Source organism: Vogesella sp. AC12 (assembly GCF_024437575.1).
GTDB lineage: Bacteria > Pseudomonadota > Gammaproteobacteria > Burkholderiales > Chromobacteriaceae > Vogesella > Vogesella indigofera.
In genome coordinates, this window is the sequence record NZ_JANFNU010000017.1 from 24,934 (window position 1) to 31,115 (window position 6,182).

4 protein-coding genes are annotated in these 6,182 nt (G+C 60.7%); 2 read left to right on the forward strand and 2 right to left on the reverse strand.

Features of this window, described 5'->3' with window-relative positions:
• Window positions 1–45: 45 nt before the first annotated feature.
• A complete protein-coding gene (trpS, locus tag NOM55_RS16965) occupies window positions 46–1,071 on the reverse strand; it encodes a tryptophan--tRNA ligase (RefSeq protein ID WP_255909825.1) in 1,026 nt (341 codons plus the stop codon).
• Between the two features lie 220 nt (window positions 1,072–1,291).
• Window positions 1,292–2,113 (reverse strand): pyruvate, water dikinase regulatory protein, encoded by an 822-nt coding sequence (locus NOM55_RS16970; protein ID WP_047967859.1) that lies wholly within the window; start codon window positions 2,111–2,113, stop codon window positions 1,292–1,294.
• Window positions 2,114–2,410: 297 nt separating this feature from the next.
• Between NOM55_RS16970 and ppsA the strand changes: the two genes are divergently transcribed.
• On the forward strand, window positions 2,411–4,798 hold the full coding sequence (gene ppsA, locus NOM55_RS16975; protein ID WP_255909827.1) for a phosphoenolpyruvate synthase: 2,388 nt from the start codon (window positions 2,411–2,413) through the stop codon (window positions 4,796–4,798).
• Between the two features lie 182 nt (window positions 4,799–4,980).
• On the forward strand, window positions 4,981–5,979 hold the full coding sequence (locus NOM55_RS16980; RefSeq protein WP_255909828.1) for a class 1 fructose-bisphosphatase: 999 nt from the start codon (window positions 4,981–4,983) through the stop codon (window positions 5,977–5,979).
• Window positions 5,980–6,182: the final 203 nt, after the last annotated feature.

Here is a 6,182-nt window from a genome sequence, read left to right on the forward strand (position 1 = left end):
GTGCTGGTCGCGGCCAACGCTGGCAAGCTTGGCCGCAGGCTGTGTTCAGTAGTAGTTGAGGCCCATGGCCGCCTTCACTTCCGCCAGCGTCTGCGCTGCCACCGCGCGTGCCTTGTAGGTGCCTTCCTTCAGCAGTGCCATCACCTGCGCCGGGTCCTGCGCGTAGTGTTCGCGGCGGGTGCGGATCGGGGCCAGTAGCGCCTGCAGCCGTTCCTCCAGCTGTTTCTTGATCACGCTGTCGCCGAGGCCGCCGCGCTGGTAGCGCGCCTTGAGATCGGCCACCAGCGCGCTGTCCGGCTCGAAGGCGTCCAGATAGGCGAACACCACATTGCCCTCGACCTGGCCGGGATCATCGACGCGCAGATGATTGGCGTCGGTGTACATCATCTTCACCGCGTGGCTGATCTCGTCCGGGCTGGCCGACAGCGGCAGCGCATTGCCCAGCGATTTCGACATCTTGGCCTTGCCGTCGATGCCGGGCAGGCGTGCGCCGGCGGTTGGCACCACCGCCCGCGCCTCGACCAGCACCTCGCGGCCAACGCTGCTGTTGAAGCGGCGGGCAATCTCGTTGGTCTGCTCGATCATCGGGATCTGGTCGGCGCCGACCGGCACGATGGTGGCCTTGAACGCGGTGATGTCGGCGGCCTGGGCGGCAGGGTAGGTGAGGAAGCCGGCCGGGATGTCGCGCTCGTAGCCGCGCAGCTTGATCTCGTCCTTGATGGTCGGATTGCGTTCCAGCCGCGACACGGTGACCAGGTTCAGGTAGTAGGAGGCCAGCTCCATCAGCTCCGGCACCAGGCTCTGGATGAAGATGGTGCTCTTGGCCGGATCGATGCCGACGGCGAGGTAGTCCAGCGCCACCTGCAGCACGTTGTCGCGCACCTTCAGGTAGTTGCCCATGTTGTCGGTCAGCGCCTGTGCGTCGGCCAGCAGCAGGAATTGCTGGCAGCGCTCCTGCAGGATGACGCGGTTACGCAGCGAGCCGACATAATGGCCGAGGTGCAGCTGGCCGGTGGTGCGGTCACCGGTGAGGATGATGTCGTTACTGGATACGGTACTGAGGATGTCCATGCTGATCTCCGTTATTTTGCGGGAGACCGACTTGGCGCAGGGGAGGGTAGTGCAACAAAAAACCCGGGCGCCTTGTCGGCTGCTCCCGGGTTTGCTTTACGTACGCAACCGCGGTGCCGCCGTCAGAGGCGCCACCAGGAAAAAAAGAAAGCTGCGGTTGCGGGTTTGGTAGTCATGTTTTTCATCAGATCACGGCATTGCTGCGGGCGTCAAGCCGTTTTTAGAAGCGGCGGTTGAGGTGCGCCTTGTGCATGATGGTGGAGGCGATTTCCTCGATCGACTTGTGCGTGGTACTGATGAACGGCACCGAATGATGGCGGAACATCGACTCGGCCTCGTTCACCTCGCGGCGGCAGTTGTCCATGCTGGCGTAGCGCGAATCGGGACGGCGTTCGGAGCGGATGTAGTGCAGTCGTGCCGGATCGATGGTCAGGCCGAACATCTTGCTGCGGTACGGCAGCAGCATTTTCGGCAGCGTCGGGCTGTCGAGGTCTTCCGGGGTCAGCGGATAGTTGGCCGCCTTGATGCCGTATTGCAGCGCCAGATACAGGCAGGTCGGCGTCTTGCCGGAGCGCGACACGCCGATCAGGATCACGTCGGCCTCGGCCAGATCCTTCAGTTTCACGCCGTCGTCGTGGTTGAGCGAGAAGTTCACCGCCTCGATGCGGTGATCGTATTCCGCTTCGTTGCTCATGCCATGCGCCTTGCCCAGCTGTAGTGTCGCTTTTTCACCCAGCTCGCGTTCCAGCTCGCCGATGAAGGTCTCGAAGAAATCGATCACCAGCGCGTGGCTGATCTGCAGTGCGGCGCGGACATCGGCCTTGATGATGCTGGTAAAGACCAGCGGCTTGAGGTGATCGGTGGCGCCGACTTCGTCAATCTGGCGTGTCAGCTCCTGCGCTTTCTCCACGGTATCGATAAACGGCACCGTTTCACGCTTGAACTCTTGGGCATCAAATTGCGTCAGCAGGGTGTTTCCGAGTGATTCGGCGGTGATCCCGGTGCGGTCGGAAACAAAAAAAACGGAACGGCGATGCGGCATGGTGATTTCCTGCAAATGTCCAGTGGCGGTCTACAGCGGCAAGTCTGCGGGCAGGCGGCGGCGGATGCAAGCCGCAAGCGCGGCACCTGCCGGTGGAGCGCTGTAGTTTGCCGACTACAGCGGCAGTCGGCAAAACTGCGACATTATGGTGCAGGGCGGAACACCAGAAAGCGGCATTGTGCCTTGAGTCAGGGCAAACCCCGTGTTGTGCAGTGCAGAAGTAGCTACGCAAACAGCGACTTGTTCGGCTAGAATGCGCTATCCCTATCGTCCAATCCACATACAGGAAGTGAAGTGATGGCAGAGAACTACGTCATCTGGTTCGAGAAGCTGCGCATGACCGACGTTGAAGAAGTAGGCGGCAAGAATGCCTCTCTCGGCGAAATGATCAGTCAGCTGGCAAACTCCGGCGTGCGAGTACCGGGAGGCTTTGCAACTACTGCAGACGCCTATCGTGACTTTTTGCAGCACAATGGCCTCGCCGACCGAATCAACCAAGCCCTTGGCAAACTCGATATCGATGATGTCACCGAACTGGCCCGCGTCGGCAAGGAAATTCGGCAATGGATTATCGACACCCCATTCCCGGCCAAGCTTGATGAAGACATCAAGACTGCCTGGGACAAAATGGTCGCCGATGCCGGTGGTGCCGATATTTCCGTCGCAGTCCGTTCCTCTGCAACCGCAGAAGACCTCCCCGATGCCTCGTTCGCAGGCCAGCAAGAAACCTTCCTGAACATTCGTGGCCTTGACAACGTCAAGGACGCCATGAAGCACGTTTTCGCTTCCCTCTATAACGACCGCGCCATCTCCTATCGCGTACACAAAGGCTTTGCCCACGATGTGGTGGCACTGTCGGCTGGTGTGCAGCGCATGGTGCGTTCCGATAGCGGCGCTGCCGGCGTGATGTTCACTATCGATACCGAATCCGGCTTCGAAGACGTGGTCTTCATCACCTCTTCCTACGGTTTGGGCGAGACAGTGGTGCAAGGTGCGGTGAACCCGGACGAGTTCTATGTCCACAAGCCGACTCTGCGTGCCGGCCGTCCGGCAGTACTGCGCAAGAATATGGGCTCCAAGCTGATCAAGATGGAGTTCACCGACGCGTCGCAAGCGGGCCGCTCGGTGAAAACCGTCGACGTGGCAGCGGAACTGCAAAAACAGTTCTCGATCTCTGACGCGGAAGTGGAAGAACTGGCCCACTACGCGCTGATCATCGAAAAACACTACGGCCGCCCGATGGACATCGAGTGGGGCCGTGACGGTACCGACGGCAAGCTGTATATCCTGCAAGCGCGTCCGGAAACCGTGAAGTCGCAGGAAGACCGCAAGGACACCCTGCGCCGTTATCGCCTGAAGAACAAGTCCACCGTGCTGGTCGAAGGCCGCGCCATTGGCCAGAAGATCGGTCAGGGCACCGTGCGCATGATCAAGGACGCGTCCGAGATGGATCAGGTGAAGGCCGGTGACGTGCTGGTGACCGACATGACCGACCCGGACTGGGAACCGGTGATGAAGCGTGCCGCCGCCATCGTGACCAACCGTGGTGGCCGTACCTGCCACGCTGCGATCATCGCGCGTGAACTGGGTATTCCTGCCGTAGTCGGCTGTGGCGACGCCACCGACCTGCTGCGCGACGGCATGCAGGTGACCGTATCCTGCTCCGAAGGCGACACCGGCAACATCTACGACGGCCTGCTGGACGTGGAAATCATCGAGCTGGAGCTCGACAAGATGCCGAAGTCCCCGGTCAAGATCATGATGAACGTCGGCAACCCGGAACTGGCCTTCGACTTCGCGCAGCTGCCGAACGAAGGTGTGGGTCTGGCGCGCATGGAGTTCGTGATCAACCGCCAGATCGGTATCCACCCGAAAGCGCTGCTGGAGTTTGATGCCCTGCCGGCCGACCTGAAGGCGACCATTACCGATCGCATCGCCGGTTACGCCAGCCCGGTCGACTTCTACGTCGACAAGATCGCCGAAGGCGTATCGACGTTGGCCGCGGCCTTCTATCCGAAAAAGGTCATCGTGCGCATGTCCGACTTCAAGTCGAACGAGTACGCCAACCTGATCGGTGGCCAGCTGTACGAGCCGCACGAAGAAAACCCGATGCTGGGCTTCCGTGGTGCCGCGCGTTACGTGGCCGACAGCTTCCGCGACTGCTTCGAGCTGGAATGCCGCGCCATCAAGAAAGTGCGCGACGTGATGGGTCTCACCAACGTGGAAGTGATGATCCCGTTCGTGCGTACCCTGGCCGAAGCCGAAAAAGTGATCGAGATCCTGGCCGCCAACGGCCTGAAGCGCGGCGAAAACGGCCTGCGCCTGATCATGATGTGCGAACTGCCGACCAACGCCATTCTGGCCGAGAAGTTCCTGCAGTTCTTCGACGGTTTCTCCATCGGCTCCAACGACATGACCCAGCTCACCCTGGGCGTGGATCGCGACTCCGGCGGCCCGATTGCTACTACTTTCGACGAGCGCAACGAAGCAGTGAAAGCCATGCTGCACCTGGCGATCCAGGCTTGCCGCAAGCTCGACAAGTATGTCGGTATCTGCGGGCAGGGCCCGTCCGATCACCCGGACTTCGCCAAGTGGCTGGTGGAAGAGGGCATCGAGACCATCTCGCTGAACCCGGACACCGTGGTGGAAACCTGGCTGTACCTGGCCAAGGAACTCAACACCTGAGTCTGACTGCCTGACCCTGTCAACGCCCGACTGGTGCGTGCATCGAGTGCACGCGTCGCCCAAGTCGGGCGTTTTTCTTTGTCAATTCATGTAGTTCGCAGGTAACACCCCCGATGGCAGAAGGGCGATGGTAAACTTTGCCCATTGCCGTTTTTCACCTACCTTGCGATACGAGGACAACGATGAGCCGTATCTCCCTTTCCCGCTTCCTGATCGAAGAACAGCGCCAGCACGGCGCATTGCCGCCGGACCTGCGGCTGCTGATTGAAACCGTGGCTCGTGCCTGCAAGGCCATTGCCCACTCCGTCAACAAGGGCGCGCTGGCTGGTGTGCTCGGCGATGCCGGCACCGGCAACGTGCAGGGCGAAGCACAGAAAAAACTGGACGTGATCGCCAACGACATCCTGCTGGAAGCCAACGAGTGGGGTGGCAACCTCGGCGCCATGGCCTCCGAAGAGATGGAGCTGCCGCACTCGATCCCGGATCACATGCCGCGCGGCCGTTATCTGCTGCTGTTCGATCCGCTGGATGGTTCTTCCAATATCGACGTCAACATCTCGGTTGGTACCATCTTCTCGGTGCTGGAAGCACCGGAGGGCAACGAGCAGCCAACCGAGCAGGACTTCCTGCAGCCGGGTAGCCGCCAGGTAGCCGCCGGTTATGCGCTATACGGTCCGCAGAACATGCTGGTGCTGACCTTCGGTCAGGGCGTGTACGGCTTCACGCTGGACCGTGAGCTGGGTTCGTGGGTGCTGACCAACTCGCGCATGCAGGTGCCGGAAACCACCAAGGAATTCTCCATCAACATGTCCAACCAGCGGCACTGGGAAGCACCGGTGCAGCGCTACATCGGCGAGTTGCTGGCCGGTCAGGAAGGCCCATTGGCCAAGGACTACAATATGCGCTGGGTCGCCTCAATGGTGGCCGAAGTGCATCGCATCTTGGTGCGTGGCGGGGTGTTCATGTATCCGAAGGATGCGCGCGACCCGGGCAAGCCGGGCAAGCTGCGACTGATGTACGAAGGCAATCCGATGGCCTTTATCATCGAGCAGGCCGGCGGCGCGGCAACCAACGGTCACCAGCGTATTCTCGATATCCAGCCTAACGGTCTGCACGAGCGGGTGGCGGTATTCCTTGGCTCTAGGGAAGAAGTGGAACGCGTCACCGCTTATCACGCGTAATTTACGCGCTGGATCCGCTACCAAAGGTTGGCCGCAAACATTGCGGCCAACCTTTTGCATTTTTCTTGGCGGCGGGGTTGCTGTGGAATCAAGGGCTTGCCGTTTTGGTGTCAAAAAGTACGTTTGCGGGTGTTGACGCGGCTGGCGGGCTTCGCTATAGTTCGCCTCCTCAGCTGACGCCGCAAACGAAACGCGACGCAGCA